At 60.3% G+C, this 26,223-nt stretch carries 29 protein-coding genes and 2 tRNA genes; 11 read left to right on the plus strand and 20 right to left on the minus strand.

What is annotated here, in order from left to right:
• Positions 1-214: 214 nt before the first annotated feature.
• From pstB to odc2, 6 genes are all read right to left on the minus strand, one after another.
• Positions 215-1,042 (minus strand): phosphate ABC transporter ATP-binding protein PstB, encoded by an 828-nt coding sequence (gene pstB / locus LQK83_RS15220; RefSeq protein ID WP_442966780.1) that lies wholly within the window; start codon positions 1,040-1,042, stop codon positions 215-217.
• Positions 1,043-1,075: 33 nt separating this feature from the next.
• Positions 1,076-1,927 (minus strand): phosphate ABC transporter permease PstA, encoded by an 852-nt coding sequence (pstA, locus tag LQK83_RS15225; RefSeq protein ID WP_230838258.1) that lies wholly within the window; start codon positions 1,925-1,927, stop codon positions 1,076-1,078.
• A 10-nt stretch (positions 1,928-1,937) separates the two neighbouring features.
• The gene (gene pstC / locus LQK83_RS15230; protein ID WP_230838259.1) at positions 1,938-2,909 is read right to left on the minus strand and encodes a phosphate ABC transporter permease subunit PstC; all 972 of its coding nucleotides are present in this window, start codon (positions 2,907-2,909) and stop codon (positions 1,938-1,940) included.
• Between the two features lie 75 nt (positions 2,910-2,984).
• A complete protein-coding gene (gene pstS, locus LQK83_RS15235; RefSeq protein ID WP_442966771.1) occupies positions 2,985-4,013 on the minus strand; it encodes a phosphate ABC transporter substrate-binding protein PstS in 1,029 nt (342 codons plus the stop codon).
• Positions 4,014-4,376: 363 nt separating this feature from the next.
• The gene (locus LQK83_RS15240; RefSeq protein ID WP_230838260.1) at positions 4,377-4,964 is read right to left on the minus strand and encodes a GNAT family N-acetyltransferase; all 588 of its coding nucleotides are present in this window, start codon (positions 4,962-4,964) and stop codon (positions 4,377-4,379) included.
• A gap of 228 nt (positions 4,965-5,192) precedes the next feature.
• Positions 5,193-6,326, minus strand: coding sequence for an ornithine/lysine decarboxylase (gene odc2 / locus LQK83_RS15245; RefSeq protein ID WP_230838261.1), 1,134 nt, complete (start codon positions 6,324-6,326; stop codon positions 5,193-5,195).
• A gap of 605 nt (positions 6,327-6,931) precedes the next feature.
• Between odc2 and LQK83_RS15250 the strand changes: the two genes are divergently transcribed.
• From LQK83_RS15250 to LQK83_RS15265, 4 genes are all read left to right on the plus strand, one after another.
• A complete protein-coding gene (locus LQK83_RS15250) occupies positions 6,932-7,822 on the plus strand; it encodes a LysR family transcriptional regulator (RefSeq protein ID WP_230838262.1) in 891 nt (296 codons plus the stop codon).
• Positions 7,823-7,954: 132 nt separating this feature from the next.
• On the plus strand, positions 7,955-8,599 hold the full coding sequence (locus LQK83_RS15255) for a DUF1007 family protein (RefSeq protein ID WP_230838263.1): 645 nt from the start codon (positions 7,955-7,957) through the stop codon (positions 8,597-8,599).
• The gene (locus LQK83_RS15260; protein ID WP_442966772.1) at positions 8,593-9,768 is read left to right on the plus strand and encodes a nickel/cobalt transporter; all 1,176 of its coding nucleotides are present in this window, start codon (positions 8,593-8,595) and stop codon (positions 9,766-9,768) included. The genes LQK83_RS15255 and LQK83_RS15260 overlap by 7 nt, the downstream gene beginning before the upstream one ends.
• A gap of 180 nt (positions 9,769-9,948) precedes the next feature.
• Positions 9,949-11,745, plus strand: coding sequence for a DUF4365 domain-containing protein (locus tag LQK83_RS15265; RefSeq protein ID WP_230838265.1), 1,797 nt, complete (start codon positions 9,949-9,951; stop codon positions 11,743-11,745).
• A gap of 57 nt (positions 11,746-11,802) precedes the next feature.
• Here LQK83_RS15265 and LQK83_RS15270 read toward each other — a convergent pair.
• From LQK83_RS15270 to LQK83_RS15315, 10 genes are all read right to left on the minus strand, one after another.
• Positions 11,803-11,878: transfer RNA gene (locus LQK83_RS15270), tRNA-Phe, on the minus strand.
• 158 nt (positions 11,879-12,036) lie between these two features.
• The gene (gene yacG / locus LQK83_RS15275; RefSeq protein WP_230838266.1) at positions 12,037-12,237 is read right to left on the minus strand and encodes a DNA gyrase inhibitor YacG; all 201 of its coding nucleotides are present in this window, start codon (positions 12,235-12,237) and stop codon (positions 12,037-12,039) included.
• A gap of 8 nt (positions 12,238-12,245) precedes the next feature.
• Positions 12,246-12,866, minus strand: a complete 621-nt coding sequence (locus LQK83_RS15280; RefSeq protein ID WP_230838267.1) for a Maf-like protein — start codon at positions 12,864-12,866, stop codon at positions 12,246-12,248.
• A gap of 125 nt (positions 12,867-12,991) precedes the next feature.
• Positions 12,992-13,210, minus strand: a complete 219-nt coding sequence (infA, locus tag LQK83_RS15285; RefSeq protein WP_109856675.1) for a translation initiation factor IF-1 — start codon at positions 13,208-13,210, stop codon at positions 12,992-12,994.
• A gap of 152 nt (positions 13,211-13,362) precedes the next feature.
• Positions 13,363-13,812, minus strand: a complete 450-nt coding sequence (locus LQK83_RS15290; RefSeq protein WP_230838268.1) for an arsenate-mycothiol transferase ArsC — start codon at positions 13,810-13,812, stop codon at positions 13,363-13,365.
• A 4-nt stretch (positions 13,813-13,816) separates the two neighbouring features.
• Entirely contained in the window at positions 13,817-14,293 is a 477-nt protein-coding gene (locus tag LQK83_RS15295; RefSeq protein ID WP_230838269.1) for a UPF0262 family protein, read from the minus strand.
• Position 14,294: 1 nt separating this feature from the next.
• Positions 14,295-15,593, minus strand: coding sequence for a histidinol dehydrogenase (gene hisD, locus LQK83_RS15300; RefSeq protein WP_230838270.1), 1,299 nt, complete (start codon positions 15,591-15,593; stop codon positions 14,295-14,297).
• Between the two features lie 63 nt (positions 15,594-15,656).
• Complete coding sequence (locus LQK83_RS15305) at positions 15,657-16,097, minus strand: DUF2948 family protein (protein WP_230838271.1); 441 nt, start codon at positions 16,095-16,097, stop codon at positions 15,657-15,659.
• Positions 16,098-16,211: 114 nt separating this feature from the next.
• Positions 16,212-17,504 carry a UDP-N-acetylglucosamine 1-carboxyvinyltransferase gene (gene murA / locus LQK83_RS15310; RefSeq protein WP_230838272.1) on the minus strand — a complete coding sequence of 431 codons (1,293 nt, stop codon included), beginning with the start codon at positions 17,502-17,504 and terminating at the stop codon, positions 16,212-16,214.
• Between the two features lie 301 nt (positions 17,505-17,805).
• On the minus strand, positions 17,806-18,000 hold the full coding sequence (locus LQK83_RS15315; protein ID WP_230838444.1) for a hypothetical protein: 195 nt from the start codon (positions 17,998-18,000) through the stop codon (positions 17,806-17,808).
• Between the two features lie 221 nt (positions 18,001-18,221).
• On the opposite strand from LQK83_RS15315, the gene LQK83_RS15320 reads away from it, so the two are divergent.
• From LQK83_RS15320 to LQK83_RS15330, 3 genes are all read left to right on the plus strand, one after another.
• Positions 18,222-18,296, plus strand: a tRNA-Thr gene (locus tag LQK83_RS15320).
• A gap of 97 nt (positions 18,297-18,393) precedes the next feature.
• Positions 18,394-18,732, plus strand: a complete 339-nt coding sequence (locus LQK83_RS15325) for a nucleotidyltransferase domain-containing protein (protein WP_230838273.1) — start codon at positions 18,394-18,396, stop codon at positions 18,730-18,732.
• Positions 18,729-19,115, plus strand: a complete 387-nt coding sequence (locus LQK83_RS15330; protein ID WP_230838274.1) for a HEPN domain-containing protein — start codon at positions 18,729-18,731, stop codon at positions 19,113-19,115. Before LQK83_RS15325 ends, LQK83_RS15330 begins: the two co-directional genes overlap by 4 nt.
• A gap of 25 nt (positions 19,116-19,140) precedes the next feature.
• Here LQK83_RS15330 and LQK83_RS15335 read toward each other — a convergent pair whose 3' ends face one another.
• Together LQK83_RS15335 and LQK83_RS15340 are read right to left on the minus strand one after the other, a co-directional pair.
• Positions 19,141-19,344, minus strand: coding sequence for a hypothetical protein (locus tag LQK83_RS15335; RefSeq protein WP_230838275.1), 204 nt, complete (start codon positions 19,342-19,344; stop codon positions 19,141-19,143).
• Between the two features lies 1 nt (position 19,345).
• The gene (locus tag LQK83_RS15340; protein WP_230838276.1) at positions 19,346-20,035 is read right to left on the minus strand and encodes a GNAT family N-acetyltransferase; all 690 of its coding nucleotides are present in this window, start codon (positions 20,033-20,035) and stop codon (positions 19,346-19,348) included.
• A 222-nt stretch (positions 20,036-20,257) separates the two neighbouring features.
• Here LQK83_RS15340 and LQK83_RS15345 point away from each other — a divergent pair, with 222 nt between their 5' ends.
• Positions 20,258-21,958 carry a methyl-accepting chemotaxis protein gene (locus LQK83_RS15345; protein ID WP_330166289.1) on the plus strand — a complete coding sequence of 567 codons (1,701 nt, stop codon included), beginning with the start codon at positions 20,258-20,260 and terminating at the stop codon, positions 21,956-21,958.
• A 231-nt stretch (positions 21,959-22,189) separates the two neighbouring features.
• On the opposite strand, the gene LQK83_RS15350 is transcribed toward LQK83_RS15345, so the two are convergent.
• Positions 22,190-22,894: a tellurite resistance TerB family protein gene (locus tag LQK83_RS15350; RefSeq protein ID WP_230838277.1), complete on the minus strand. Its 705-nt coding sequence runs from the start codon at positions 22,892-22,894 to the stop codon at positions 22,190-22,192.
• A 69-nt stretch (positions 22,895-22,963) separates the two neighbouring features.
• On the minus strand, positions 22,964-23,602 hold the full coding sequence (locus LQK83_RS15355) for a 2-dehydro-3-deoxy-phosphogluconate aldolase (RefSeq protein WP_230838278.1): 639 nt from the start codon (positions 23,600-23,602) through the stop codon (positions 22,964-22,966).
• 207 nt (positions 23,603-23,809) lie between these two features.
• Between LQK83_RS15355 and LQK83_RS15360 the strand changes: the two genes are divergently transcribed.
• The 3 genes from LQK83_RS15360 to trhO all read left to right on the plus strand — a co-directional run bounded on the left by LQK83_RS15360 (position 23,810) and on the right by trhO (position 26,222).
• Positions 23,810-24,292, plus strand: a complete 483-nt coding sequence (locus LQK83_RS15360) for a CYTH domain-containing protein (protein ID WP_230838279.1) — start codon at positions 23,810-23,812, stop codon at positions 24,290-24,292.
• On the plus strand, positions 24,279-25,187 hold the full coding sequence (locus LQK83_RS15365; protein WP_230838280.1) for a CHAD domain-containing protein: 909 nt from the start codon (positions 24,279-24,281) through the stop codon (positions 25,185-25,187). Before LQK83_RS15360 ends, LQK83_RS15365 begins: the two co-directional genes overlap by 14 nt.
• Before the next feature lie 87 nt (positions 25,188-25,274).
• Entirely contained in the window at positions 25,275-26,222 is a 948-nt protein-coding gene (trhO, locus tag LQK83_RS15370; RefSeq protein ID WP_230838281.1) for an oxygen-dependent tRNA uridine(34) hydroxylase TrhO, read from the plus strand.
• Position 26,223 lies beyond the last annotated feature (1 nt).

Below are 26,223 nucleotides of genomic sequence, written 5' to 3' on the forward strand. Positions count from 1 at the left end.
GCTCACGAAGATCGTTTGATATCGGTGCAGTCATTGATGCCGGCCTCCATCCAACCGGCATCAATGAATCAGAACAAAACTGATTTGGGAATCCCAACCGATTCAGAAAAACGGTGAAACGCTCTAGCCGCAACACCCCCACAAACGAAAACCGGCGGGTCGCCTCCAGACAACCCGCCGGTTGGAACGTGGTACGCTCCAATCTGTAATACACTCAGCCGAAGCGGCCGGTGATATAGTCGCTCGTGCGCTGCTGGCTCGGGGCGCTGAACAGCTTGTCGGTCGAGTCGAACTCGACCAGCTCGCCGAGATACATGAAGGCGGTGTACTGCGAGGTACGAGCGGCCTGCTGCATGTTATGCGTCACGATGGCGATGCAGTAATGCGAACGGAGTGATTCAATCAGCTCCTCGATCTTCGCCGTCGAGATCGGGTCGAGCGCCGAGGCCGGCTCGTCGAGGAGCAGGACGGAGGGCTTGACGGCAATCGCACGCGCAATGCAGAGGCGCTGCTGCTGACCACCGGAGAGGCCGAGACCTGACTGGTTGATCTTGTCCTTCACCTCAGTCCAGAGCGCTGCTTCCGTCAGAGCCGCTTCAACGCGGTCGTTCATTTCCGACTTCGAGATCTTTTCATAAAGACGGATGCCGAAAGCGATGTTTTCGTAGATCGACATCGGGAACGGCGTCGGCTTCTGGAACACCATGCCGACCTTGGCGCGCAGGTTGTTGAGGTCGACGTCCTTGGCCAGGATGTTCTTGCCGTCGAGCAGGATCTCGCCCTCGACCTTCTGGCCCGGATAGAGATCGTACATGCGGTTGAACGTGCGCAGCAGCGTGGACTTGCCGCAGCCAGACGGGCCGATGAAGGCGGTCACGGTCTTGTCGCGGATCTTCATGTTGACGTTCTTCAGAACGCGATGGCCGTTCTGATAGGTGAAGTCGAGATTCTTCACTTCCACCTTGACCGGCATTTCGAGATCGGCCGGGCCAAAGGAACCACCGCGATTCTGGATGACGCTCTGGGAATTCATATCGGTCATGTTCATAATTCCATTCCTATCGTTGCGTCCGCGTCACTGGCGGCGGCCGCCCATCAGGCGGGCAAGGATGTTGATGGCGAGGATCGCGACGGTGATGATCAGCGCGCCGGCCCAGGCCAGACGCTTCAGATCCTCACCCGGATCTGCGGCAAGAGTATTGATCGCAACCGGCAGCGTGGCAATCGGTCCCGTGAAGCCGGCATTCATGAACTTCGAATAGCCGGCCGTGAAGAGGAGCGGAGCCGTTTCGCCGCTAATGCGGGCAACAGCGAGCAGGATACCGGTGAGGATACCGGTCCAGGCCGAGCGGTAGATGACATGCGTCATCGACTTCCAGCGCGGGGCACCCAGCGCGGCGGTGGCTTCACGCAGCGCGTTCGGCACCAGCAGCAGCATGTCCTGCGTCGTGCGGTTGACAACCGGCAGCGCGATCAGAGCGAGCGCCGCGATGCCGGCAATGGCCGAGTTTCCGCGCATCGGTACGACGATCGCGCCATAGACGAAGACGCCGATGATGATCGAAGGCGCGGACAGCAGGATGTCGTTGATGAACTTCGCGGCTTCGGCCAGCTTCGAACCGTTGGCATATTCGATCAGATAGGTGCCGGCCAGAATGCCGATCGGGGCGGCAATCAGGATGGCGAAGAATGTCACCATGGCCGTGCCATAGATCGCGTTGAGAAGCCCCCCACGCGAGCCTTCGGCCGGAATGCTCATCGTGAAGACGTCGAGGCTGAGCGACGAAATCCCGTGGTAAAGCAGCGTGCCGAGGATGACGGCAAGGAAGAACATGCCGAGGCCGGCGGCGACGACGGAGAGTGTCATCATCAGGCGGTTGCGCCCGTAGCGCCGCGACATGATGTTCTGACGAATGGTATCTTCCATGGGGCGATCCTCAGAATGAGTCAGAGCGGCCAATCATCCACTTCGCCAGCGCAAGCACGCAGAACGACAGGATGAAGAGCAGGAGGCCAAGGGCGATCAGGCTGGAGAGCTGCAGCCCGTCGGCTTCGCCGAACGTGTTGGCAATCTGCGCGGAGATCGTTGTGGAGGGCGAGATGATCGAGGCCTGCAGGCGGGTCACCGAGCCAACCACGAAGGTGACGGCCATGGTTTCACCGAGCGCGCGGCCGAGGCCGAGCATCACGCCACCGACGAGACCGCGGCGCGTATAGGGGATCAGAATGTTGCGGGCGACTTCCCAGGTCGTCATGCCCATGCCGTAGGCCGATTCCCGCAGCATCGGCGGGACGGTCAGGAACACGTCGCGGGTGATGGCGGTGATGAAGGGCAGAACCATGATGGCAAGCACGAGGCTGGCAGTCAGCAGGCCGACGCCCGGCGCCGGCGGCTGGAACAGGTAGCCGATGACCGGAACCTGGCCGATTGTCGCGATCAGGAAGGGCAGAATGTAAAGCTGCATCAGCGGCACGAGCACGAAGAGGCCGACGATGCCGTAGATGATGGAAGGAACGCCGGCGAGCAGTTCGATGGCTGTCCCGATCGGGCGGCGCAGCGAACCGGGGCAGAGCTCCGTCAGGAAGATGGCGATGCCGAAGGAGAGCGGCACGGCAATGAGCATGGCGATCAGCGAGCTGATCAGTGTGCCGAGAACGGCCGGCACTGCACCGTAGTGATCTGTCGGCGCACTCCAGACCGTGCCCCACAGGAAGGACAGGCCGAATGTCTGGAACGTCGGAAGCGCGTCGATCACCAGAACGACGAGAATGGCAAGCAGCATCAGGACGACCAGAGCGGCCGATGCCAGCGTCATGAAGAAGAAAATACGGTCCTGTAGCTTGAAGGTTTTCGTGATGGAGGCAACGTCCACCCGCGAAAAATCAGCCCCGTTTGTCGCGTCGACCATTCTGCAACCCCTGTCCCGGTCATGAAAAGCGGACAGAGATCATCTCTGTCCGCCAATTGTGCGCCGTGGCGCCGATTACTTCGTGCCGAAGTCCTTCTTCCAGGATTCCATCACGACCTTCGAGACGGCTTCCGGGATAGCGACGTAGTTCAGAGCGGTCGCGTCCTTCTGGCCCTTTTCGTAGGCCCACTTGAAGAAGTCGAGAGCACCGTCGTTCAGAGCCTTGTCGGCAGGCTGCTTGTAGAGAACAACCCAGGTCGATGCTGCGATCGGCCAGGTCTTGTCGCCCGGCTGGTTGGTGACGATGACGTTGAAGTTCTTCGAACCCTTCCAGTCAGCGTTGGCAGCAGCAGCGGCGAACGTGTCGAGCGTCGGCTCGACGACCTTGCCGGCAGCGTTCTTCAGCTTGGAATAGCCCATCTTGTTGGCAACAACGTAGGAGTACTCGACGTAGGAGATCGAACCGGCGGTCTGAGCAACCGTCGTGGAAACGCCTTCAGAGCCCTTGGCGCCGAAGCCGACCGGCCACTGAACAGCCGTGTCCGAACCAACCTTTTCCTTCCACTCCGGCGAAACCTTCGAGAGGTAGTTCGTGAAGTTGAAGGTCGTGCCCGAACCGTCAGCGCGGTAAACGACGGAGATCGGCGAAGACGGCAGCTTGACGTCGGGGTTCAGCTTCTTGAGAGCCGGGTCGTCCCACTTGGTGATCTTGCCGAGGAAGATGCCGGCAAGCGTTTCGCCGTCGAACACGAGTTCGCCCGGCTTTACGCCTTCGATGTTATACGTGACGACGATGCCGCCGGAGATCATCGGGAACTGGGCAAGGCCGTTCTTTTCGAGGTCGGCGTCGCTCATCGGCTTGTCGGTTGCGCCGAAGACAACAGTCTTGGCGAGGAGCTGCTTGATGCCTGCGCCCGAACCGACCGACTGGTAGTTGACGATGTTCTTCGTGGCGGCCTTGTAGCCTTCAGCCCACTTCGAGAGAACCGGGTTGATGAAGCTCGAGCCTGCGCCCGTGATGTCGGCGGCGAACGACGCGCCTGCGACCGTGAGGCTGATGGTGGCAACGGCGGCGCCGACTGCGAATTTGCGGATGAAGTTCACGGCAGTTCTCCCTGTACGTGATGGTAATTCATTGAAACCGCCCCTTTTGCAAGGCACACGGTCGCCGGGGTTCATTAGGCCCCCGGAGTTACGCTTATGTGACATCTGTATGAAGGATATATGACAGCCCGAATCGGGACTTAGGAGCGGGCAAAAAATGTATTTATTATCAATTGATTAACCATAATTTGCAGAAGCCGGGAGACGGCCTTGTGCCGCAACGCTTTGCGACAGGCGCTGTAACAAAGCGGATGCAGGCGCGGAAAACCTCGCGTCAGACCGCCAAAAATGCGGTTTGCGCTCGCAAAAATGCCGGCCCCCTTTCAGAAGCCGGCACAGTTGACGCAGTCAAAGCTGGACGGTTCAGGCCGCCTTCTTGATCGGGGCGACCGAAAGCTTGCGGCCGCAGGGCACGAGCACCCCGGCAGCGCCCTTGAGCCAGCCGTCTTCCAGCTCCAGTGCCAGGAAGCGCGAGCGCTCGAACGGGCCGGGCATCATCAGCGTGGCCGTCTTGTCGGCGAAGAAGCCGAAGCGTTCATAATAAGGTGCGTCACCAACGAGCAGGATCGCCCCATGGCCAAGCCGGCGGGCCTCGAAAATGGCCGCCCGCATCAGCGCCGCGCCAATGCCCTTGCCTTCATGGGACGCATCGACGGCAAGCGGCCCGAGCAGCAGAGCGGGAAGCGGCGCGCCGCCCGGTGTAATGCCGGCATGCACGTTCCACAGGCGCACGGTGCCGATGAGGTGACCGGCAGGGTCGCGGGCGACGAGCGCGAGGCCTTCAGCCGGCAGACGGCCGCGGCGCAGCTTTTCGGACGACTTCTTGCGGCGGTTCGGACCCATGGCGGCATCCAGCAGACGCTCGCGGGCGACGACATCGCCGGCAGCTTCCGGCTCAATGGTGAATTCAGGCGCGTTTTGCGCGCGCAGGACATCAAGAACAAGGGCCATCGTGGCCTCCCGAACTTCAATACCGCTCAATGCGGCCCGGATATTGTGGGTGAACGCCTCGCCCCATGAAGGGCGATGGCTTGCGGTCTGCGTCGACCGATCTGCAATCGAACCTTTGTCAATTCAGCCTGGAAACTGTTCTAGCCGATCCTGTCTGAACGACAGATGAAGGCTTTATGACGGTTTCGCGGCCGGCTTGAGGCGCCCGGGGATATCCCGGGCGACCGATCAGATGCAGTAGGACTTCAGCGGCTCGAAACCGTTGAAGGCGACGGCCGAATAGGTCGTCGTGTAGGCGCCCGTGCCTTCGATCAGCACCTCGTCACCGATGGTGAGCGAGAGCGGCAGCGGATACATGTTCTTCTCGTAAAGAACATCCGCCGAATCGCAGGTCGGGCCGGCCAGCACGCACAGCCCCATGTCGTCGGCATCACGCTCCGTGCGGATCGGGTAGCGGATGGCTTCGTCCATCGTTTCCGCCAGACCGCCGAACTTGCCGATGTCGAGGAAGACCCAGCGATGTTCGTCATTGTCCGACTTCTTCGAGATCAGGACGACTTCCGACTTGATCACGCCCGCATTGCCGACCATGCCGCGGCCCGGCTCGATGATGGTCATCGGGATCCGGTTGCCGAAATGCTTGGAGAGCGATGCGAAGATCGCCTTGCCATAGGCCTGCGCGGTCGGGACGTCCTTCAGGTACTTCGTCGGGAAGCCGCCGCCCATGTTGACCATCTGCAGCTCGATGCCCTGCTTGGCCAGCGACACGAAGACGCGCTTTGCATCGGCAAGGGCTGCATCCCAGGCATCGACCTTGGTCATCTGCGAACCGACATGGAACGAAACGCCGAAGGAAACGAGACCCAGCTGATGCGCATAGACGAGAACGTCGACAGCCATCTGCGGGACGCAGCCGAACTTGCGCGACAGCGGCCATTCGGCGCCTTCGCCATTGGTCAGCACGCGGCAGAAGACGCGGGCGCCGGGAGCGGCACGCGCAATCTTCTCGACTTCCTCATGGCTGTCGACGGCAAAGAGGTTGACGCCCAGCGCATGAGCGCGGGCAATGTCGCGCTCCTTCTTGATCGTGTTGCCGAAGGAAATGCGGGCTGCCGTCGCGCCGGCGTCGAGCGCCATTTCGATTTCAGCGACAGACGCGCAATCGAAATTGGAGCCGAGGCCTGCGAGAAGACGCAGGACTTCCGGAGCGGGGTTCGCCTTGACCGCATAATAGATATGGCTGTCCGGCAGGGCATGACGAAATGCCTTGAAATTGCCGGCGACGACATCGAGATCGACGACGAGGCACGGACCTTCCGGCTGGCGGGTCTTGAAGAAGTCGAGGATGCGCTGCGAGGTCATGGCGGGTCTCCAAAAATCCAGAGTCAAATACCCATCGTCCCGGGTGATCATCACGCGGGGCGTTGGAACGGCATGGCTTCGAGAATCAATCTATTCCCGAAGGACAAAGCGCGGATGACGAAGCGATCAGGAACCAGCCGGTGGAGACCCCGGAACCTGAGCGAAACGCAAACGCAAATGACGAACAAACGCTCAGGTGAGAGCGATCGTTCACTTTGTCTGCCTTGGATTGGAGGGGAGAACCCGACCGCACTTCCGGCAATGAAGGTGTGCCTCTTCAGTAACCCCGGCTGTTGGAAAGCCGGCAGACACCAGAAAGGCCCGCACCGTCGTTGCTTCAAGATGTCCTCGCATTTCCCGGTTGGCCGGAATAGCGACTGGAGCGGTTAGTTCCAGGTACCTTACCGATACCCTCACCTTAGGGATTAAATCCCAGTTCGAGGGTCGGCGGACACCCACAGGCACGTGCGACTTTGGGCAACCGCGGAGATAAGAACATTCGCTGTCGTAATCAAGAGTTTTTTTGACCGAGGCCAATTTTTTCCGAACGATTGAAATGGGTGATATGGAGGACTTATATTCGCGGAAAAATAAAGCGAGGCAAAATGGATACTCTCACGCGGATCAGGGCCTTCATCGACGTCGTGGACGCGGAGGGCTTTTCGGCCGCTGCCCGCAAGCTGGGACGCTCGAAGGCGCTGCTGTCCAAATATGTGCGCGAACTGGAAGACGAGCTCGGCGCCCTCCTCCTTAACCGCACGACCCGGCAATTCTCGCTCACCGAAGCCGGCAAGACCTATTATCGCTCGGCCTCGGAAATCCTCAAAGAAATCGACGAACTCGCCGATCTCGTGCGCGAGAACAACACGGATCTGAAGGGCCGGCTGAAGATCTCGGTGCCGCGCACCTTCGTAGACGCCGAAGTCGGCCACTGTCTCATCGATTTCGCCAAGCTGCACCCGGACCTGTCGCTCGACATCGTCGCCGAGGATCGATTCGTCGATCTGGTGGAAGAAGGCTTCGATCTGGCAATCCGCGTGACGAAGCTCGAGGATTCCGGGCTCATCGCCCGCAAGATTACCGACTTCGGCCTGAAAATCTGCGCGACGCCGGAATTTATTGCCCGCCACAAGGGCCTCGACCATCCCAACGGCCTGTCGAATGTCCCCTGCCTCATCGATTCGAACAGCCGCCGCAAGGGCGTGCTGCGCTTCTTCGACAAGGATGGCTCTTCCTTTGCCGTGCAGGTCTCCGGCCCCATCGAGGTCAACAGCCCGACCGCGACGCTGCGCGGCGCAGTGGCCGGGCTCGGTGTGGCGCTGTTGCCGGATTTCGTCGCCCGCAAGCATCTGGAAAGCGGCGAACTCATCGCGCTTTTTGAAGACTATCTGCCGGCCGACCGGGGGATATATGCCGTCTACCCGCATCGCCGGCACCTGCCGGCGAAGGTTCGCACCTTTGTCGACTTCCTGCAGGCATGGTTTAAAAAATTGTAACTTTGCCCGCGAGTCTCAGCGTGACATGGTGCCGCGACATCATGCGCCGGGTACAGGGCTCATTTTCGTCCAGATTGAGGACCAATCAGGGCCCTTCATTCCGCGCATGACATTTTGACAGACGATGGTTCCATGACCCGCAAGCTTGCCATTCTCACGACGCTGACGGGCCTTCTGGCCCCGGCAGCCGCCTTCGCGCATCCGCATATCTTCGTGGAGGCGAGGCTGGAGGTCGTCGCGGGTGACGACGGAAACGTCAAGGAACTCAGAAACGTCTGGCGATTCGACGAGGTCTTCTCCTCGACCGTGCTTCTGGATTTCGACAAGAACAAGAACCTGAAGCTCGACCCCGACGAGCTGAAGGCCGTCGGCAAGACGGTGAAACAATCGCTGGCCGACTTCGACTACTATACGAACATCACCCAGAACGGGAAGAAGATCGACATCGCGCCGCCCGATGTGATCAATGTCGACTACAAGAACGGCCAGCTTCTCATGTTCTTCGCCGTCAAGCCGGCAACGCCGATGCCGCTGAAAGGCGACATGACCTTCGGTGTCTGGGACCCGACGCTCTACACCTCGCTCGATTTCGCAACCGACAAGGACATCGTCGTCGAAGGCGCGGGCTTCAAGGCCTGCCAGCACAAGGTGGTGCGCCCGAACCCCGACGAAGTCATCGCACAGAACCAGAAGACGCTGACCCAAGCCTTCTTCAACGACCCGATGGGAACGACCATGTCCAAGCTCTTCGCAACGCGGATCGAAGTGACATGCTGACCGCGAAGACCCAGAAAGGCCTGGCAAAACGCCTTGCGCTGACACTTGCGGCAGCCGCACTCCTCTCCCCGCTCCTGATGCCGCTTGCGGCCCATGCCGGCTCGCCGCTCGGCATCGGCACGGCAGAACCCTCGTTCAACACGTCCGGCTTCGGCGGCCCCTTCCTCATGTGGGTCAATTTCGAACAGCAGCGCTTCTATCGCGCGCTGACGCAATCGCTCATCGCCATGCGCCAGGACCCGTGGAAGCTCTGGACGCTGGTCAGCCTCTCCTTCCTCTACGGTGTCTTCCACGCAGCAGGACCGGGACACGGCAAGGCCGTCATCTCCTCCTACATGATCGCCAACGAGATCCAGCTGAGGCGCGGCATCCTCATCGCGATCATCTCGTCCTTCCTGCAGGGCATCACCGCGCTCCTCGTCGTCGGCGCCGCCTATCTCATCCTGCGTGGAACCTCGATCACGCTCACCAACGCCACCGACTTCCTCGAACAGGGCAGCTACCTGCTGGTCGCCGGTTTCGGTTTCTGGATGCTGGTGCGCAAGGTGCGCAGCCTCGTCAGCAGATCGCCACGCCGCGCCGCAGCGCCGGTAATCGCCGGCATGCCGGCAGGCATGGAATTCCACGCACATGACGACGACGCCTATTGTGGCTGCGACCACACCGCCGTCCAGCGCCTGGCCCCCGCCAAATCAGGCCTCAAGGGCTTCAACCTGATCCCAGGCTCTGCCCAGCCGACCGGCCTCCTCGGCGCCGGCAATGCGAACCGCACCGCCGTCGCCGATTTCTGCGAAGAATGCGGCCACGCCCACATGCCCTCCCCGCAATCGCTCGGCGGCGAGAATTTCAGCCTTAAGGAAGCCTTCTCGGCCGTCGTCGCCGTGGGGCTCCGCCCCTGCTCCGGCGCGATCATCGTCGTGACCTTCTCGCTGCTCAACAGCCTCTATCTCGGCGGCATCCTCTCCGTCTTCGCCATGTCCATAGGCACCGCCATCACCGTCTCCCTTCTCGCCATCACCGCCGTCTCAGCCAAGGGCCTGGCCGTGAAACTCGCGGGCGACGGAACAGTGGGCGTGAAGATCGGCACGGCGATCGAAATCTTGGGCGCGGCGTTTGTGATGGCGCTGGGCATCGTGCTGTTTCTGGCGACGCGGCAGTTTGTGCATTGAGGTGAGGATTTTCGAGTCCTCAGACGACGGAAAATGCTTCACTGGCAAAGCGCCGCACGTCTCCACAGGCTGACAAAAGGTCGAGATTTGGCACCCTTTACAAGGGTATGGCGGTGCAATTCAGCTTAAAGGCGATATATAAAATACGGGAATCATGTTTGCTCTATATTGGAACGCAACTTGCCCCAACGATCCCGGACACACCAGCTTGAAGACAAGTCAATAAACGAATTCAAAAGGCTACTGCCAGAACAATGGGTATGCCGGGAAAAAGGTCGCGACTATGGCGTCGACCTAGAAGTCGAAATTTTTGATGACACTGGTCAAGCAACAGGATTCTTCTTCTACGTTCAACTCAAAGCTACGGACGACGCCGAGAAATTCGACAAAGTCACGGTCAAAATAGATCGATTGAACTATCTGGCTTCATTAAACGTTCCAGCCATAATCGCGAGATATTGCGAACCCACCAATGGTTGGAAATGGATTTGGAATCATGAAGCATTTGCTCAGGTTGGGCAGGACGCACAAACCGTCAGCCTCGATGTTCCCAACGATTGGACTCAAGAGACCCCGTCAGGGATAGCAAGCTACATTAATGCACTGCGTAGAATGCAGAACGCGGATCAAAATGAAAGCGTTTTCATTGAAGTTGAAAATCACACAGCATCATTTGCGTATTTTTCCGCCTGTGAAAAGGTTCTCCGCGAATATTCGAAAATGCTTTCTTTTATAAAATTCAGAAAGGGAGATACTAAAAGCCTGAGCCTAAAAATACAGCTTAAAGATGGTTTTCTAAGAATTGATTTCGCCCATGTAGGCTATCTGGATATCAAAATAGATGAGTATTCCTTGGAAAAAATTGCGGCAGCACTGGTTTATGGCGTGCCTGCTGTCCTTCTCAAGATGGGTCTCTCTGCACACGCCAAATCAGCCGCATTGTTCTGCCTGAGGGAAAATATACGCACGCAGCAAAAGGGTTTGGCACTTGAAGTTTGCCGAGCGTTGCTAGGCGACCCTCAGAACGCAACCGATCTAGCGATACTGAATGACGTCCACGCAGAACAGGACAATTTCTACGGCAGTTTTGTCATGTCGCTGATGGGGAGCAATGGGAATGATAACCGTGTTTCGCAGGCCCTTGAGAAATTAAACGGAGCGGCGGCAGAAGCGGCAATTGAACGAGGCCGTAATCCTTCAACTATATTCTACTCGCTAGGCAATAGCCAAGCTTCCATGGGATTGTACCGTCACGCCATCAGGTCATTCAACCGCGCGCGCAAATTTGAACCAGACTATCTCTCAAGGTTTTATTTTCTAAGTGAGTTGGGAGGCTCTTTGTTTTTTGCGAATAAATACAAGTGCGCAGTAAGAGCCTACGAGGCTGCCTTCTCGATTGAAAAGACAGCAACGGCACAGTTTCGATTAGCGGATGCTAGACTATATGCCGGTTACTTTGAGGAGGCCGCCGCTACCTTCGAAGAAATCGAACAGACTTCCGAAGCAAGCCTGTCCGCAGAAATCAGGCTGAAAACTTACTTAACGAAATGGCTAATATGGAGCAATTTTGACGTCAAGCCGTCTGACGCGAAAAAGCTCCACACCATTATGGTTGAATCTATCGAGCGTGAGGACTTGCTCAACGCACACTGTGCTCTTTTGGCCCTAGCACTTCTAACGCCACAAATGCCGGAACCTTGGGCCGGTTTTCTCCATATCTGCTTTCTCATTTCGGAGCACGAGATGATGCTTGATGCAATGACTACAGCGTATGTTGAATGTGGGGCAGAAGCTTACAGCATTTGCAGACAAAGACTGTTGGACGCGAACCAAATCCTTGAGGAATCTACCGCAATGGAAGAGCTTGACGCGCTTTTCGCAGAAGCCCGAAGGATTGGTGAATCGCGAGCCCCGGCACCTGTCACTTTTCGAGTGATTGGTCAAAATGGACCAGAAGCGGTATTTACGAAAAAATAGCGCAGCGTCAACCTAACACCACAATCTTTTCAACATCGATGTTACTAAAATGAAAAATGGTGCCCGGAGGCGGATTTGAACCACCGACACGCGGATTTTCAATCCGCTGCTCTACCAACTGAGCTATCCGGGCACTTGTCGCTTGTGTGACCGGGTTTCTTCAAAAACCCGCCGGGTTTTCCCCGGAAGCGAGCGGGGTTATAGCATCTTGTTCGCGTGTGTCCAGCACCGGGGAGAAGTTTTTTGACTGTTTTTTGAAGAAAAATCGTCTTCTAGAATAATCGAGCAAAATCAACGCTCAAAGTCGCGCTCGAAGCCGTCGGCCTTCTCTTCGTCTTCCGAAACGGGGATCGAATAGGAGCCGTTGAGCCAGCGCGCCAGGTCGACATTGCGGCAGCGGTCGGAGCAGAAGGGATAGTGTTCGCGCGCGGACGGCTGCCCGCATTCGGGGCATGGGCGCGGTTTTCTCAAAGGTTCGACTTTTGCGGTCATCGGGCCTCTCAGCCTTCCTTCCAGCCCCGGCGGATGTCGAAGCCTTCGCCATCCAGAAGCTGCAGCGTTTCGGTCAGCGGAAGCCCGACGACGCTGGTATAGGAGCCGGCGAGCTTCTGCACGAAGGAGCCGGCAATGCCCTGGATGCCATAGCCACCCGCCTTGCCGCGCCATTCGCCGCTCTGCACATAGGCATCGATTTCGGCATTGGAAAGGCGCTTGAAGCGCACCTTGGTCTCGACGATGCGGCTGCGCGTGTGGCCCGACGGCGCAATCAGCGTCACGCCCGTGTAGACCCAATGCGCGCGGCCGGAGAGCAGGTTGAGGCAGGAATAGGCATCCGCCTCGTATTCCGCCTTGGGCAGGATGCGCCGGCCGACGGCGACCACCGTGTCAGCCGCCAGAACCCAGCCGCCCTTCATCTCCTCATCCGCACGCACGACGGCAAACGCAGCCTCGGCCTTTTCACGGGCGAGGCGCTGGGCGAGCGTGCGCGGATTTTCCGAGCGCTTCGGCGTCTCGTCGATATCCATCGGCAGGAGACGGGTGGGCTCGATGCGCGCTTGCGCGAGGAGTTCGACGCGGCGCGGCGAACCAGAGGCAAGAATGAGGGCTTGTTCGGTCGCCATGGGATACGGTCGATGCGCCTGGGGCGGCGCTGCTCCGGTTTAGAGCAATTCCAGCGAAAGTGGGAACCGGTTTCGCGTCCGGAATTGCGTTGAAAAAACAGATAGTGCGTTTCGCCAGAAACGCACTATCTGAAACGGTAGGTGATACGGCCCTTGGAGAGGTCGTAGGGGGTCATTTCGACGAGAACCTTGTCGCCGGCCAGAACGCGGATGCGGTTCTTGCGCATGCGGCCCGCGGTGTGGGCGATGATTTCATGTTCGTTTTCCAGCTTCACGCGGAAGGTCGCGTTGGGCAGGAGTTCGGTCACGATTCCCGGGAATTCGAGAACTTCTTCTTTTGCCATTCAGACAGATCTTTCTTGCATGGTTTATGGGCCGGGGCAGAGGGCGCCGGCGAAAATTTTGCGGAAACTACACAATGCTTGGGCCTTTGTGAACCTCTGACATGCCGAAAAGGACGGCATGTTGCAAAAAACGTTCACATTCCAAGCGGCGTTCAGGTGAGCCGCTTCTGGATCAGCGTTTTCAGATGATCCCGCACCTCTCGATAGGCGTCCAGGATCTGCTCGCGCGTGCCGCGCGCCACGCTCGGATCGGGCGTCGGCCAGTATTTGACATCGACCGAGAGCGAGCGGGTGAGTTCGAGGGCTGCGTGATGCGCCTCCGGCGCCAGCGTCACGATGAGGTCGAAATAGTCGTCCTCCAGCTCGTCCAGCGTCTGCGGCTGATGGCGGCCGATGGAAAGGCCCACTTCATCCAGGACGACATCGACGAAAGGATCGCGCTCGCCCGTGCGCACGCCGGCGGAGGCAATATAGGTACCCTTGGGCAGCATGGATTTCGCCAGCGCCTCGGCCATCGGCGAGCGGATGGCATTCATGCCGCACATGAACAGGATCGCGCCCGGCCGTTTCTCCGTGCTTTCGCTGGCGGCCTCCTCCTCCATGGGCTCAACCGCGCCAGTAGAGCACGCAGACCAGCGTGAAGAGCCGCCGCGCCGTATCGAAGTCGATCCTGATCTTGCCGGACAACCGGTCCATCAGCGTCTGCGAGCCCTCGTTATGGATGCCGCGCCGGCCCATGTCGATCGCCTCGATCTGGCTGGGCGTGGACGAGCGGATCGCCTGGTAATAGCTGTCGCAGATCATGAAGTAATCCTTGATGATCCGCCGGAACGGCGTCAGCGACAGGATATGCGTCGCCACCAGCTCATCGCCCTCGGTCTTGATGGTGAAGACGAGGCGCTGTTCGACCAGCGACAGATAGAGCTTGTAGGGACCCTTCTCGTGGCCCTCGGGCGCGAAGGAATTGTCCTCCAGCAGGTCGAAGATGGCAACCGCGCGCTCATGCTCCACATCGGGCGTCGAACGGCCGATCGTCTCGTCCAGAACGACATCGCAGAGCCTTTGCGTGGCCTTGTTCGCCATCTCAGCTCCCGAGGTTCAGACGGATGCCGACCGAGCGGGCATGGGCATCGAGCCCTTCGGACTTCGCAAGCGCAATGGCCGATGGCCCGAGCGCACGCAGCTGATCCGGGCCGAGGCGAAGGATCGATGTGCGCTTGACATATTCGAGCACAGAAAGGCCCGATGAGAAGCGCGCCGAACGCGCCGTCGGCAAAACGTGGTTCGAGCCGCCAACATAATCGCCGATGACTTCCGGCGTATGGCGGCCGACGAAGATGGCGCCCGCATTGCGGATGCCAGCCATCAGCGCATCGGGATCGGCCACGGCCAGTTCCAGATGCTCGGCGGCGATGCGATTGGCCAACGGCACGGCGCGCTCCAGCGCCGGCACGATGATCACCGCGCCATAGTCGCGCCAGCTGGCGGCGGCCGTATCGGCGCGCGGGAGCAGGCGAAGCTGGCGCTCCACCGCATCGCTGACCGACTTGGCAAAGGCTGCATCATCGGAAATGAGGATCGCCTGCGCGGCGGGGTCATGTTCGGCTTGGGCAAGGAGATCGGCGGCAATCCAGTCCGGATCATTGTCCTTGTCGGCAATGGCCAGCACTTCGGAGGGGCCGGCAATCATGTCGATGCCGACCGTGCCGAAGACTTCGCGCTTGGCGGCCGCCACATAGGCATTGCCCGGCCCGACGATCTTCGCGACCGGCGCAATCGTCTCGGTGCCATAGGCGAGGGCTGCGACAGCCTGGGCGCCGCCGATGCGGTAGATCTCGTCCACGCCGGCAATGCGGGCAGCGGCCAGTACGGTCGGGTTGATCTTGCCGCGCATGGCCGGCACGACCATGACGACGCGCGGCACGCCGGCCACCTTGGCCGGCAGTGCATTCATCAGCACCGAACTCGGATAACTCGCCGAACCGCCCGGCACATAAAGCCCGACCGCCTCGATCGCCGTCCAGCGCGAGCCGAGCCCGACGCCGATATCGTCTTCATAGATATCGTCCTTCGGCATCTGGCGGGCATGGTGCTTGGTGATGCGGGCAGCCGCAAGATGCAGCGCATCCAGCACTTCCGGCTCGACCTCAGCCAAAGCGTCCTCGATCTCCTCGGCCGTCACGCGCATCGGTGTTTCGGCAAAATCGAGCTGGTCGAAGCGCAGCGTATAATCCGCCAGAGCGGCATCGCCGCGGGCGCGCACATCGGCGATGATTTCGCGCACGGTCTGCCCGACATCTTCCGACACTTCACGCTTCGTCGTCAGGAAAGCGGCGAATTTCGCCTCGAAATCCGCCTCGCTCCAGTCAAGCCAAATTGCCAATGCCCCATTCCCTTCCGACGTCCCGCCCCTGAACAGGGACGGCTAAACCGATACCGCTATGCTCTAGGCATCCACCCGATGCTGCGGCTTCGATTTCGTTTCCCACGCGCCGCCGACATCGGCAAGCTGCGCTTCGATACATTCCACATCCAGCCGCACGACGCCGCCGCCGGCCAGAACCAGCTCGATCACGCCTTCCGGCCCCTCGCCCTGCTTTTCGAAGCGGATGGCCAGCAAGTCAAGCACGGCATCCCTGTTCTTGCGGTCGACGCCGGCGGATTTGACACCGCTGACCCGCTTGAACACCAGCGCCGCCTTGCGCCGCTCCAGCGGCCGCCCCTTTTCCGAGGCTGTTTCCCAGACGAAGCGATTGGCCGTCAGGGCAAATTGCTTCATTCGGGCATCGAAGGCGCATTCCGCCACCTTGAAAACCGAATCCTGCATATGGGCCGACACGATGTCGAGATCTTCTTCGTCCAGCGCCAGCAGTTTCAAACCACTCATAGTCTCACCTTTGCGTCTTGCGCGCTGCCCGTACGCCTTATTGCTCTCGGGCAGCGCTCTTTGATACGCAGATAAGAAGCGATAGCCCGCCGCGCAACCGCGAGCAAGTTGGCATCAATCGCTGATGCGTTCGACAATGGCGCCGCAACGCGTCAGCTTTTCTTCCAGCCGCTCGAAGCCGCGGTCGAGATGATAGACGCGCGAGACGATCGTCTCGCCTTCGGCTGCCAGACCGGCAATAACCAGCGACACGGACGCGCGAAGGTCGGTCGCCATGACCTGCGCACCCTTCAGCTTCGACACGCCCTCGACGCGCGCCGTCTGGCCGTTGAGCGAAATCTTCGCGCCGAGACGGGCAAGCTCCTGCACATGCATGAAGCGGTTTTCGAAAATCGTCTCGGTGATGTGCGAAATGCCCGTCGAACGGGTCATGAGACCCATGAACTGCGCCTGCAGGTCGGTCGGAAAGCCAGGATAGGGGTCTGTCACGACATCGACCGGCTTGATCGCATCGCCATGCCCGATGACGCGAATGCCGGTCGGCAGCGCAATGACCTCGGCGCCAGAGCGACGGATGGCTTCCAGCGCCGTATCGAGCAGATCGACGCTCGTGCCGTCCAGCGTCACGTCACCCCCGGCCATGGCGGCCGCCATGGCATAGGTGCCGGTTTCGATGCGATCGGGCAGCACGCGATGGCGCGCGCCGGAAAGCGACTTGACACCCTCGATGGTGATGGTCGACGTGCCGGCACCCGAAATCTTCGCGCCCATGGCGTTGAGGCAGTTGCAGAGATCGACGATTTCCGGCTCGCGCGCGGCATTGCCGATGACCATCGTGCCATTGGCGAGTGTTGCCGCCATGACGAGAACATGCGTCGCACCGACCGAGACCTTCGGGAAGGTGTAGCGCGTGCCGATCAGGCCACCCTTGGGCGCCTTGGCATTGATATAGCCGCCGTCGATTTCCATCTCGGCGCCCATCGCAGTCAGCCCCTCGATGAAGAGATCCACCGGACGCGTGCCGATGGCGCAACCGCCCGGCAGCGAAACGCGGCAGCGGCCTTCGCGCGCCAGAAGCGGCCCGATGACCCAGAACGAGGCGCGCATCTTGGAGACAAGCTCATAGGGCGCGGTCGTGTCGGCAATGGTGCGGCAGGTGAAATGGATGGTGCGGGAATAGGACCCGTCCTGATGCTCGCGGCGGCCATTCACGGAAATGTCGACGCCGTGGTTGCCGAGAATGCGCAGGAGCTGCTCGACGTCCGCCAGATGCGGCACATTTTCCAGCGTCAGCGTATCGCTGGTGAGAAGCGAGGCGATCATCAGCGGCAGGGCGGCATTCTTCGCGCCGGAGATGGGAATGATGCCGTTCAGCGGCTTGCCGCCGACAATGCGAATGCGATCCATGGATGTATCTCTTTCAGGCGTCCGGATGACGCCGCTGTGTCAGATGTGACGGTCCCCATAACCCAAAGGCGCAGTGCCTTCAAGAAAGGCCGGAAATATGGCCCCCTCGGCCAGTCGGACGCATGGTTTCCACCCCGATTGAGGATGATTTAGGGCAGGCTTGCTGGCCTTTTGGTGGACAATCGGGCGAGAGCTGAAGCAACCAGTGAACAGGCCAAAGAAGAAAGCGGATGATTCGGGCATCCGACGACAGTTCGACGCCCTTACCGCCCGCGTTGATAGCGCCTGCATACACCCGGCGCTATTCGCGATCCACGGGCCCCGCGCCCGGCAACCCCTCGTCCCGCTCATCCGCCTCCCCCTCGCGCCGCGCTCGCGACTGCGCCTTGCGCCGCATGAGATTGGCCCTGAGCGCTCCGGCAAGCCGCTTCTTCTCCGCTTCCTTCTCGCGCCGCAGAGCCTCCTTGGCCCGCTTGCGCGATTCCGCATCGCGCATCTCGCCCTTGTCGCCTGTCTCGTCTGCGCCGGACGTCATCGCCCCGCCCCCGTCTCGCGTTGTTGAAAATGAAGCAAAGCCCATAGCGCAGAACGCGCCGCCAAGAAAGCGTGCTGAACTTCTCAAAAAACTTGCCTCCCAGCGCTTGCGCCGCCGGATAACATGTGGCAATAGGCACCCCGCTTCACCCGACACGCCAACGCGTCGCTCCGGGATCAGATGCTGCGGTAGCTCAGTGGTAGAGCACACCCTTGGTAAGGGTGAGGTCGAGAGTTCAATCCTCTCTCGCAGCACCAGTTTTTTCCGACATCATTCTAGTGTAATAAGATCGATGAAGACATCGAACTGCGCGTCACGTGTAGCTCACACCTGGCAGCAAGCGAGGCGTTCACCATGGCAAAGATCGACCCATCCACACGCGAGGCAGCCGGCGCATTCCTTGAAGCAGCCCGCCGGACGTTTTCGATCAGCGGTGCGATGCTGTTCGGCAGCCGTGCGCGTAATGACAATTCGCCGGACAGCGATGCAGACCTTGCCGTTTTCCTGAAAGGTGACGTCGGCTCTTTCGTGCCGACGAAGCTCGCCATGGCGGACATCGCTTACGATGTCCTTCTCGAGAAGGGCATCTTGATCCAGCCTTTGCCGATCTGGGAACAGGAATGGCAACACCCCGAGCGCTACCCCAACCCGCGTCTCCTGGCGAATATCCGGCGCGACGGCATCGCTCTATGAACCCTGCCGACTTCATGACGAAGGCCGCACGGGCGCTGGCATCGGCGCGATTGCTGCTTGAGGCAGGCGATACCGACGGCGCCTGCAACCGCATCTATTATGCGATGTTCGATGCCGCCAAAGCGGCGCTTCTGGCGACCGGCGCGCCACCGGAAGCAATCGATGCCAAGACGCATAGCGGTCTGATCGCGGCTTTCAGCCTTCATGTCGTGAAGCGCGGCTTTGTTGCCGCTGACCATGGCCGGTCATTCAACCGGCTTCACGAACTGCGCATGATCGCGGACTATCGCGGCGATAGTATTGAGGAACCTCAGATCCTGCAGGCTGTCGCCGACACAACTGCCTTTATTGCAGCGGTCGAAGCCCTGGTGAAAGAACGCTGACCTGCAACGCTGTTTCCGGTGCCACTCACCGCTTCTGATAGCGCGACCGCACCCAGAACACCCCGAAAAACGCCGCGATCACCGCCACGCCGACAATCACCGCCAGAACCGGCGAAAAGCCGCCGATCCAGAGCACGATGTTGGGCATGAAATAAAGCGCCAGCCCCGCCACCACGAGAAAGATCGCGGCGGCGATGGCGGATTGGCGGGTTTCGTTGTCGCCCGCCACGTCAGATATCCTCGGCGAGATCGGAGCGGATCTGCTGGAGCGAACGGATCTGCTGGCCCTGCGGGTCGAAATTGTCGGTCGCGAGCCAGGTCTCGAAGGCTTCGTTCAGCGCCGGCCATTCGGCGTCGATCATCGAATACCAGGCCGTGTCGCGGTTCTTGCCGCGCGAGATGATGTGCTGGCGGAACACGCCTTCGAACTGGAAACCGTAGCGCTCGGCTGCGCGCTTGCTGGCAGCATTGCCGTTGTGACACTTCCATTCGTAGCGGCGATAGCCGAGATCTTCGAAGACATGCTTCGCCATCAGGTAATGCGCTTCGGTCGAAAGCCGCGTACCGGCCATCGCCTTGCCATGCGCCACGCCGCCGACTTCCACCACGCCATTGGCCGGGTCGGCGCGCATGTAATTCGCCATGCCGACGACCTTGCCGGACGCATTGTCGATGAAGACTTCCGTCAGCCATCCAGCTTTCTTGACCGCGTCCAGCCATTCCATGAATTCGGTTGCCGAATGAAAGTCAGGTGCGGCGAAATAGGCAAGCAAGTCGTTGATTTCATTTGCCCCGCCAAGGGCTGCAAACAGCGCCTCGCCATGAATTTCGCGCTTGTAGGGAAGGACCGTAACGTAGCGTCCGGCAAGCGTCACAGGGGCTGGTGCGGGACGCGAAGTCCAATGTTCAAGGTCGATCATTTCAAGCCTGGTTTCTGCATGCAGCATGCGAAATGTGAGGAGCAATGGAGCATAAGCGTAAGTCCGGCACAATCGATTTCTCGCACGTAAATCCGGGCTTACGCAACGCCTCCGCGCAGCACCCCGAGTTCTGCACTTTACAATTATCAATTTATTTACACAGAAAAGACTTAATTCCATCTAGCTAAAACAGAGTCAATTCGACCGAACCGGATATTGTCGATGAAGATATTCTCTCGCTATGGACTTGTCCCGACGATTACCGTCGCCGTAGTCGCCATCGTGCTGCTGTCAATTTCCCTTGTCGGCTACGTGACGGCAAACACCGTCAACGACCGCATTCGCGAAGAGGCGATCACCGGACAGGACCGCAGTCTCCGGATCGCCGCGCAGATCATCGGCAGCCAGCTGCCGGACGTGAAGGTGAGCTATGACGCGAACGGCAATGTCGATAAGATCGTCATGAAGGACATCCCCGCAAGCTTCGCCAATCACGACATGATCGACACGGTCGGCCGCATTTCCGGCGAAACCGCGACCATCTTCCGCTGGGACGACAAGAGCAAGGACTTCTGGCGCATGACGACGAACATCGTCAAGCCGGACGGCAAGCGCGCGGTGGGCACGCAGCTCGGCGAAAAGAGCGCCGCCTATCCTTCCGTCGTCGGCGGCAAGACCTATCGAGGCGCGGCGGTCATCCTGGGAAGCGATTATTACACGATCTACCAGCCGATCCTTTCGGACAGCGGCACCGTGATCGGCATTCTCTATGCCGGCGTGAAGGCTGCAAAGATCAAGGAGATTTCGACGACCATTCTCTACCGCGTGGCCGCCGCTGCAGCGGTGGCGCTTGTGCTGGCGGCATTGGCGACGGTCCTCATGTCGAGCAGGATTCTGGGCGGCGTCCGCAAATTGACGGCCAAGGCCCGCGCGATGACGGAAGGCGATCTCGCCGCGAACGTCCCGAACCTCGACCTGCGCAATGAGATCGGCGAGCTGTCACGCGCGGTCAACCGCTTCCGCGAGAACGCGCTCACGGCCCGGGAGACAGAGCAGGAGGCAGCCCGCCTTCGCGAGACAAGCCGGGAGGAGCGCAATGCGCGCGAGGCGGCCCGCAATGCGGATGTGGAAGAAATCAAGTCTTCGGTCCACAGTCTCGCCGGCGGCATCGCAAAGCTCGCCGAAGGTGACCTGACCGTCAACATCGCGACGCGCCTCCATGAAGAACTTGAACCGCTGCGCAGCGACTTCAATCAGGCGGTCGCGCGCCTGCGGCAGACGCTGAGCCAGGTGTCAGCCAATATCCATTCCATTGATGACAGTTCCGAAGAGATGCGCGCCGCATCCGAAAGCCTGGCCACACGGACGGAACAACAGGCTGCATCGCTCGAACAAACCTCCGCGGCGCTGGATGAGATTACCACGACCATCCGCAACGCCTCCGAAAAGGCGAACGAGGCAGCCCGGCTGGTCAGCACCGCCAAGCAGAATTCGGAAACCTCCAGCCTTGTTGTCGGCGATGCAATTTCCGCCATGGGTCGCATCGAGGCGGCCTCCACGGAAATTTCGAGCATCATCAACGTCATCGACGAAATCGCCTTCCAGACCAACCTCTTGGCTTTGAACGCAGGCGTGGAGGCTGCCCGCGCTGGAGACGCCGGAAAGGGCTTTGCGGTCGTGGCGCAGGAGGTTCGCGAGCTGGCCCAGCGCTCGGCCACTGCCGCCAAGGATATCAAGAGCCTGATCGAAAAATCCGGCAATGAGGTAAATGCGGGCGTCACGCTCGTCCGCAAGACCGGCGACGCGCTGACGCGCTGCAGGGGATCGCAGGCCAGGTCGCCCGCATCAACGACTATATTTCGGCGATCGCTTCGAGTGCACAGGAACAGTCGATCGGGCTCGGAGAGATCAACCAGGCCGTGACCCGCATGGACCAGATGACGCAGCAGAATGCAGCCATGGTCGAGGAGACAGCCGCGCTGACGCACCGGCTCGCCGGAGACGCACGAACCCTTGCGGATGTTATCGCAGCATTCAATCTGCAGGATGCAAGGTACACTCGGGCGGCCTGAGACGCCTTGCGCCGCAGGGTTGTCCGCTCAACGCGAATTGAAGTTTTCAAAAGGCGCCGGTTGCCCGGCGCCTTTTCGCGTATCAGGCCTTCGCACCCGAAACCGCGACGTCGATATGGTCGACCAGCGCATCAGGCAATTGCAGCCTGCCAGCCAGAAGGTCGAGATAACCACGCTCGGCGCGCGTATCCGGCTCGATGGCAAGGCGGGAGGCGGTGTAAAGCTCCACCTTCTGCTCCTCGCTCTGCGCCGCCGCGATCAGGCCGTCGAGATCGGCAGGGCGAGAGAGCTCGCTTTCAAGGAAAGCCTCGGCGTCCGGATCAAGACCCGCGCCCGAAATCTTGCCGATGATGCGGCCGCGCTCGACATCGTCGATGTGACCATCGGCACGGGCTGCGGAAATCATGGCGCGGACCAGAACGAGCGCAAAGGCGTCGTCATTGGCGTCGGACTCGGGGTGGAAGGGCGATTGTGGCGGCGGCAGCGCCAATGGACTATCGGCCGTGACCTGCGGCGTCACCTGCTCCGGCGATTTGCCGGCCTGATAGTTCTTGTAGGCCTGATAGCCGAGCCCGGCGATTGCCGCGAGCCCGCCCACCTTCAGCGCCGAGGTCGAGAGCTTGCGCCCCGTCTTGGTGCCGAGCAACAGGCCGGCGATAGCGCCTGCTGCGAGCGGATTGCGCCGCGCCATGTCCAGCGCATTCTGAGCAGTGCCGCCGAGCGATTTGCCCGCGCCTGTCCCCTGGCTCCCGAGGAATTGTTCCAGCAGTTTCTTGGCGTCAAACATCTTGTTCTCCGTCTCGTTTCCGAAACGGAGATAGGTGCGGCAAGTCGGCTTTTCAAACTCGGGTGAGGATCAGCCGCGCAGAGCGCAGGCTTCCGCAGCGAGCTTGGTGATGCCCGCCCAGTCGCCGCCAGCGACCAGTTCCTTCGGCGCAACCCAGGAGCCGCCGACGCAGACGATGTTCGGCAGGCTGAGATAATCCTTGGCGTTCTTCAGCGAAATTCCGCCCGTGGGGCAGAACATCGTGCCGGCAAAGGGCGATGCGAGCGACTTGATGTAATTGGCGCCGCCCGCCTGTTCGGCGGGGAAGAATTTCAGAACATCATAGCCCTCTTCCTTCAGCGTCATGATCTCGCTGGACGTGACGGCGCCGGGCAGAAGCGGAACGTCGCTTTCGCGCGCCGCATCGAGAAGTCCGCGCGTTGAGCCGGGGCTGACGATGAACTGCGAACCGGCAGCAACCGCCTGCTCGAAATGCCTGGCGTTGAGGATCGTGCCGGCACCGGCAACGGCACCCTCAACCTCGTTGGCAACCGCCTTGATGGCGTCGAGGGCTGCGGCCGTGCGCATGGTGATTTCGATCGCCTTCAGGCCGCCGGCGACGAGCGCGCGCGCCAGAGGCACGGCATGCGCCACATCCTCGATGATCAGAACCGGCACGACCGGCTGGAGCTTCAGGACCGAAAGGAGCTTTTCCGTCTTCGCCGACATGATGATCGCCTCATTTAAACCGATTGAAGTTGCGCATCTAGTTAGCGAATGCATGGGCATCTGTCGAGCCCTTTGCGCTGCATCAAAACATGTCCGAGGGAACCGGAATAGTGTCTTGCGCATATATTAACGGGGGAGGCTTGAGCTTTACCAGTGCGTTAGCCTATAAAGGAGGCGACCGCGACAGGTGCAAGGGATACTGATCGTATGGCCAAGGAAATCGAGCGTAAGTTTCTGGTTCGCAACGACAGCTGGAAATCCGGTGCCGACGGTGGGTCTCGTATTCAGCAGGCCTATATCCTCGCCATGGATGGCCGCAACATGCGGGTTCGGGTTCGCGACAAGCGCAAGGCGACGCTGACGATCAAGGCTGGCGGCCATGGCATGACGCGCGACGAGTTCGAATTCGACGTGCCGGTGGACGAGGCGCTGCCGCTCTTCCAGCTCAAGCTGGGAAATCTCATCGAAAAGACGCGCTACAAGGTCAAGGTCGCCAGACATGTCTGGGAGATCGACGTTTACGCTGGCGCATTGCAAGGGCTGATCGTCGCCGAAGTCGAAATGAAATCCGAAAAGGAAACGCCCGAAATCCCCGAATGGATCGGACCGGAACTGACCGGCAACCCGGCCTATTCCAACCAGGCGCTGGCGCTTTCGGGCCTGCCGGCAGACATCTATGCCGAAGCTTGATCCTGCAAAACCTCTCTCCCGCTCCGTTCCGGAGCTTGCACGCCACCACCTCGACGCCGCAATCGAGCAGCTTGACGAACAGCGCAACGGCATTGAAACCGCCGTCCATCAGGCGCGCAAGCATCTGAAGCGCGTTCGCGCCCTTATCCGCCTCGTTGAGCATACGCATCCCAGGCATTTCAAGCCGATCCGGCGGGCGCTCTCGGAAGCCGCCCGCGGCCTGAGCGAAGTACGCGACGCAACGGCACTGATCGAATGCGCGGACAGCCTCAGGCCCTATCTGGAGGCGCGCAATGCCGGCGACATGGCGCAGCCCCTGAAGGAAGCGGTCGAGAGACGGCGCGATCTGCTGGCGCTGGAGGCCCCGTCCCTGGCCCGCCTGACAGACCCGGTCATCGAGGCCTGCCGCAAGGCCGCGTCTGATGTTGATGGCGCCGCTTTCGGCCATCGCGAAGATGCCCCGGTCGTGCTGGCGGAAGGCCGCAGCCGAAACCACCAAAAGGCGCGCGCCACGCTGGAAGTCTGCCATCATGGCGGCCATCCGGAAGCCTTTCACGATCTGCGCAAATGCGCGCAGGCCACCGTCTTCCAGGCCGGTTTTCTGGCTGAGGCATGGCCCTTCGCCATGGCCGCCGAGGCTGCCGAAGCCAAGACGCTGACCGACATTCTGGGGCACGAACACGATCTGGAAGTGCTCAACATCCTGCTGCATGCCGAGCCGCATCTCTTCGGCGCCATTGCCGACCGCGACCGCTTGGCCGAGCTGATCATGGAGCGCCGCGCGGCACTTCGACATGATGCCATGGCGGTTGCGGGCAGGCTCTATCCCGAAGGGGCGAAACGCGAGGCGAAGCGTTTCGCAGCACTCTGGCAGCTTGCGGCCGCAAAAAAGTGAGCAAGCCTTGACGATTGTCAGCCCGTGGCGACAATCCGCTCATCCGAGACAATTGAGTTTTCCGGCAGACGGGAGTATTTCCGCGCCATGACCGACATTATCGACCACACAGCTGAAGCCAACGGCGCCTTTACCGTTGCCGCCCTTTATCACTTCGCCGCCTTCCCGGATTACAAGTCCTTCCGGGAGCCGCTGCTGGAGGCCTGCCGCCAGAACAATATCTGCGGCTCGCTGCTGATTGCCCGCGAGGGGATCAACGGGACGATCGCAGGCCCGGCCGAAGGCATCGCCAATATCCTCGCCTTCATCCGGTCGCGACCCGAGTTCCGCAATCTGGAACACAAGGAGAGCTTCGCGTCGAAGAAGCCCTTCCTGCGCATGAAGGTGCGGCTGAAGAAGGAAATCGTGACGATGGGCGTCGAGGATATCGACCCCACCCAGATCGTCGGCACCTATGTCGATGCCAAAGACTGGAACGCACTGATCTCCGATCCTGAGACCATCGTCATCGACACACGCAACGATTACGAGACCGCCATCGGCATTTTCAAGGGCGCGATCGATCCGAACATCAAGACCTTCCGCGAGTTTCCGGACTGGGTGCGCAATAATCCCGGCCTGCACAACAAGCCGAAGATCGCCATGTATTGCACCGGCGGCATCCGCTGCGAAAAGTCGACCGCTTTCATGAAGCAGCTCGGCTTCGACGAGGTCTATCACCTCAAGGGCGGCATCCTGAAATATCTGGAAAATGTACCTGCCGAGGAAAGCCTCTGGGAAGGCGACTGCTTCGTCTTCGACGAGCGCGTCGGCGTCGGCCACGGACTGGAAGAAGGCGAGTACAAGCTCTGCCGCGCCTGCCGCTTCCCGCTCAAGGCCGAGGATACGAGTTCGCCTCTCTTCGAGGAAGGCGTGTCCTGCCCGCATTGCCACGACAGCCGCACGGAAGAAGACCGTGAACGCTTCCGCCAGCGCCAGCTTCAGATGAAACTGGCGAGGAAGCGCGGCGAAAAGCATCTGGCTCCGCAAGGGTGAG

The sequence above is a fragment of the Rhizobium sp. C1 genome, assembly GCF_021026335.1.
Taxonomy (GTDB): Bacteria; Pseudomonadota; Alphaproteobacteria; order Rhizobiales; family Rhizobiaceae; genus Ensifer_A.

Coding starts and splice junctions, on each gene's coding strand:
- pstB (WP_442966780.1), bottom strand. CDS start 1,042: ATGACCGATATGAATTCCCAGAGCGTCATCCAGAATCGCGGTGGTTCC.
- pstA (WP_230838258.1), bottom strand. CDS start 1,927: ATGGAAGATACCATTCGTCAGAACATCATGTCGCGGCGCTACGGGCGC.
- pstC (WP_230838259.1), bottom strand. CDS start 2,909: ATGGTCGACGCGACAAACGGGGCTGATTTTTCGCGGGTGGACGTTGCC.
- LQK83_RS15240 (WP_230838260.1), bottom strand. CDS start 4,964: ATGGCCCTTGTTCTTGATGTCCTGCGCGCGCAAAACGCGCCTGAATTC.
- odc2 (WP_230838261.1), bottom strand. CDS start 6,326: ATGACCTCGCAGCGCATCCTCGACTTCTTCAAGACCCGCCAGCCGGAA.
- LQK83_RS15250 (WP_230838262.1), top strand. CDS start 6,932: ATGGATACTCTCACGCGGATCAGGGCCTTCATCGACGTCGTGGACGCG.
- LQK83_RS15255 (WP_230838263.1), top strand. CDS start 7,955: ATGACCCGCAAGCTTGCCATTCTCACGACGCTGACGGGCCTTCTGGCC.
- LQK83_RS15260 (WP_442966772.1), top strand. CDS start 8,593: ATGCTGACCGCGAAGACCCAGAAAGGCCTGGCAAAACGCCTTGCGCTG.
- yacG (WP_230838266.1), bottom strand. CDS start 12,237: ATGACCGCAAAAGTCGAACCTTTGAGAAAACCGCGCCCATGCCCCGAA.
- LQK83_RS15280 (WP_230838267.1), bottom strand. CDS start 12,866: ATGGCGACCGAACAAGCCCTCATTCTTGCCTCTGGTTCGCCGCGCCGC.
- infA (WP_109856675.1), bottom strand. CDS start 13,210: ATGGCAAAAGAAGAAGTTCTCGAATTCCCGGGAATCGTGACCGAACTC.
- LQK83_RS15290 (WP_230838268.1), bottom strand. CDS start 13,812: ATGGAGGAGGAGGCCGCCAGCGAAAGCACGGAGAAACGGCCGGGCGCG.
- LQK83_RS15295 (WP_230838269.1), bottom strand. CDS start 14,293: ATGGCGAACAAGGCCACGCAAAGGCTCTGCGATGTCGTTCTGGACGAG.
- LQK83_RS15305 (WP_230838271.1), bottom strand. CDS start 16,097: ATGAGTGGTTTGAAACTGCTGGCGCTGGACGAAGAAGATCTCGACATC.
- murA (WP_230838272.1), bottom strand. CDS start 17,504: ATGGATCGCATTCGCATTGTCGGCGGCAAGCCGCTGAACGGCATCATT.
- LQK83_RS15315 (WP_230838444.1), bottom strand. CDS start 18,000: ATGCGCGATGCGGAATCGCGCAAGCGGGCCAAGGAGGCTCTGCGGCGC.
- LQK83_RS15325 (WP_230838273.1), top strand. CDS start 18,394: ATGGCAAAGATCGACCCATCCACACGCGAGGCAGCCGGCGCATTCCTT.
- LQK83_RS15330 (WP_230838274.1), top strand. CDS start 18,729: ATGAACCCTGCCGACTTCATGACGAAGGCCGCACGGGCGCTGGCATCG.
- LQK83_RS15340 (WP_230838276.1), bottom strand. CDS start 20,035: ATGATCGACCTTGAACATTGGACTTCGCGTCCCGCACCAGCCCCTGTG.
- LQK83_RS15345 (WP_330166289.1), top strand. CDS start 20,258: ATGAAGATATTCTCTCGCTATGGACTTGTCCCGACGATTACCGTCGCC.
- LQK83_RS15350 (WP_230838277.1), bottom strand. CDS start 22,894: ATGTTTGACGCCAAGAAACTGCTGGAACAATTCCTCGGGAGCCAGGGG.
- LQK83_RS15355 (WP_230838278.1), bottom strand. CDS start 23,602: ATGTCGGCGAAGACGGAAAAGCTCCTTTCGGTCCTGAAGCTCCAGCCG.
- LQK83_RS15360 (WP_230838279.1), top strand. CDS start 23,810: ATGGCCAAGGAAATCGAGCGTAAGTTTCTGGTTCGCAACGACAGCTGG.
- LQK83_RS15365 (WP_230838280.1), top strand. CDS start 24,279: ATGCCGAAGCTTGATCCTGCAAAACCTCTCTCCCGCTCCGTTCCGGAG.
- trhO (WP_230838281.1), top strand. CDS start 25,275: ATGACCGACATTATCGACCACACAGCTGAAGCCAACGGCGCCTTTACC.